The 2501-nt window shown below is 62.9% G+C and carries 4 protein-coding genes; 1 reads left to right on the top strand and 3 read right to left on the bottom strand.

Going from position 1 to position 2501, the window contains the following annotated elements; translation table 11 throughout:
- The coding region (locus RMQ73_RS08605) for an Hsp70 family protein (RefSeq protein ID WP_310497739.1) at positions 1 to 906 on the bottom strand (906 nt) is incomplete at its 3' end.
- A 175-nt stretch (positions 907 to 1081) separates the two neighbouring features.
- Between RMQ73_RS08605 and RMQ73_RS08600 the strand changes: the two genes are divergently transcribed.
- Complete coding sequence (locus RMQ73_RS08600; RefSeq protein ID WP_310497738.1) at positions 1082 to 1549, top strand: vgr related protein; 468 nt, start codon at positions 1082 to 1084, stop codon at positions 1547 to 1549.
- Between the two features lie 6 nt (positions 1550 to 1555).
- Here the strand turns inward: RMQ73_RS08600 and RMQ73_RS08595 are convergent, their stop codons facing one another.
- Both RMQ73_RS08595 and RMQ73_RS08590 read right to left on the bottom strand, forming a co-directional pair.
- Complete coding sequence (locus RMQ73_RS08595; protein WP_310497737.1) at positions 1556 to 1918, bottom strand: hypothetical protein; 363 nt, start codon at positions 1916 to 1918, stop codon at positions 1556 to 1558.
- Positions 1915 to 2501: NADP-dependent oxidoreductase (locus RMQ73_RS08590; RefSeq protein ID WP_310497736.1), on the bottom strand; the 587-nt coding region annotated here is incomplete at its 5' end. The genes RMQ73_RS08595 and RMQ73_RS08590, both read right to left, overlap by 4 nt.

Here is a 2501-nt window from a genome sequence, read left to right as displayed (position 1 = left end):
TTCCAGATCGGTGCGGGTGATGTTTTTCACCAGATGCTTAGGGCCGTTCTGATCGGCGGTGATGAACGGCAGGTTCACTTCGGTCGCGGCCGAGGACGACAGCTCGATCTTGGCCTTTTCGGCGCCCTCCTTGAGGCGCTGGAGGGCGAGCTTGTCCTTCGTCAGGTCGATGCCTTCGGCCTTTTTGAAATCGGCCGACAGGAATTCCACCAGCTTGGCGTCGAAATCCTCGCCGCCCAGAAACGTGTCGCCGCTGGTCGATTTGACTTCGAAGACGCCGTCGCCAAGTTCAAGGATCGACACGTCGAACGTGCCGCCGCCAAGGTCATAAACGGCGATGGTCTTGGCATCGTTCTTCTTATCAAGGCCATAGGCCAGCGCCGCCGCCGTCGGCTCGTTGATGATGCGCAGCACTTCGAGGCCGGCGATCTTGCCAGCATCCTTGGTGGCCTGGCGCTGGGCGTCGTTGAAATGGGCCGGCACGGTGATGACGGCCTGGGTCACGGTTTCGCCCAGATAGGATTCGGCGGTTTCCTTCATCTTTTGCAGGATGAAGGCGGAAATCTGCGACGGGCTGTAATCCTCGCCGCCGGCACCGACCCAGGCATCGCCGTTGGTGCCCTTGGTAATCTTGTAGGGAACCAGACCAGCGTCCTTCTGGGTCATCGGATCATCGAACCGGCGGCCGATCAGGCGCTTGACGGCAAACACGGTGTTCTCGGGGTTGGTGACCGCCTGGCGCTTGGCCGGCTGGCCGACAAGACGTTCGCCGTCCTTGGTGAACGCCACCTGCGACGGCGTGGTCCGCGCGCCTTCGGCATTTTCCACCACCTTGGGGGCAGAGCCTTCCATCACGGCCACGCACGAATTGGTGGTGCCAAGATCGATCCCGATTACCTTTGCCATGACCGGCTTCTTCCTTCTTGCATTTGCGGGCCCACCGTGCGGCGCCCCGAAGCAGCGCCCCAGCGTCCCTGGGTTTGTCATTGCCAGACCGGATGCCCCGGCCAAAGCTTGCAAAGGCGATATAGGGGCAGTTTCGGGGGCTGCAAGACCGGGGCAGAACAACTAACTAAGGCAGATGACAGATCGCCGCCCCGATATGCGCGCCCTGACCGCCGGCGAGACCGCGCTGGCCGCCAGCGTGTTCGGCGATGCGCTGGATGCGGGCCGGGTCGCGGTGCGCTGCGCCAAATACTGGGCGCTGCACCCCTGGTGGGTGACGATGGCGCCCGACGGGCATATCTGGTGCCACCCGCAAGGCTTCAACTGGTGCGTCGATTACAGTGACCAGCCGCTGGGGATGCGGGCGCATTTCATCCATGAACTGGTGCATTGCTGGCAGGTGCAGCAGGGGTTCAACCTGCTGCTGCGCCGGCTGCCGCTGGCGCGCTACCGCTATGTGCTGGCGCCCGGCAAGCCGTTTGCCCGCTATGGCATCGAACAGCAGGCGACCATGGTGGAACACGCCTATCTGGCACGGCAGCGTCGCCAGGCCGATGTGCTGGCACAGCTTGGCCCGGTGTTGCCGTTTGCAGGCTGGCAATAGGGCCTGTTATGCCAACCCGCGCTCCCGCTGAATGGCAAGGTCGCACTTGCGGCACAGCACGCGGACATTGCCTTCGACATCGCCCTTTTCCGCCACAAGACGGTCCAGTACGGTATCACTGGCCGACAAGGCCGTCCGGCACTGAGCGCACATGTCGTTTTGCGCCCTTGCGGTCCTTGCCTTCAGGGAGATGCGGGCATTTGGCTTGCCGCGCTCGTCATAACTCAGTTCCTTGTAGACCTTGCGGTTGAGGGCAAAGCGCAGCCGCTCGTCACTGCCGGCAATGCCATCCATGCGCGCCCGGATTTCGGCCAGCAGGGTTTGGGCCACGACCAGTTCGTTCTCGTCGAGCGTGCGATTCGTCGTCATGGTTTTTGTACCTCGATGAGCAGCTTGCCGAAATTGCCGCCGGTATAAAGTTCCTTGACCGTTTCGGCGGCATTTTCCAGCCCCGGACGGATATCCTGCCGGGTCTTGAGCTGCCCCGACAGCATCCAGCCGGCCAGCGCCGCGCCGCTTTCGCCGAAACGCGCGGCAAAATCGGTGACGATAAAGCCGCGCACCGTGAGCCGGCGCATCAGCATCATCGTCCAGAAACCCGGCGGCTCGGCGCCGTCGGTGCTGTTGTAGCCGGAAATCATCCCGCACAGCGGCATGCGGCCGAACAGCTTCATGCGTTTGAGCACCTGCACCATGATGTCGCCGCCGACCTGTTCGAAATTGATGTCGATGCCGTCCGGTGCCAACCGGTCAAGTTCAGCGCCGACATCCTGCGATTTATAGTCGATGCAGGCATCGAAGCCGAGTTCGTTCACGACATAATCGCATTTGGCCTTGCCGCCGGCGATGCCGATGACCCGGCAGCCCTTGATCTTGCCGATCTGGCCGACGATCTGGCCAACGCCGCCAGCCGCCGCGCCGACCACCAGCGTCTCGCCGGGCTTGGGTTGGC

It is taken from the genome of Sandarakinorhabdus sp. (assembly GCF_031430775.1).
In the GTDB taxonomy this organism is placed as follows: domain Bacteria; phylum Pseudomonadota; class Alphaproteobacteria; order Sphingomonadales; family Sphingomonadaceae; genus Sandarakinorhabdus.
The sequence above is the reverse complement of the archived record's forward strand: the minus strand, read 5'-3'. Positions and strand labels throughout refer to the sequence as shown.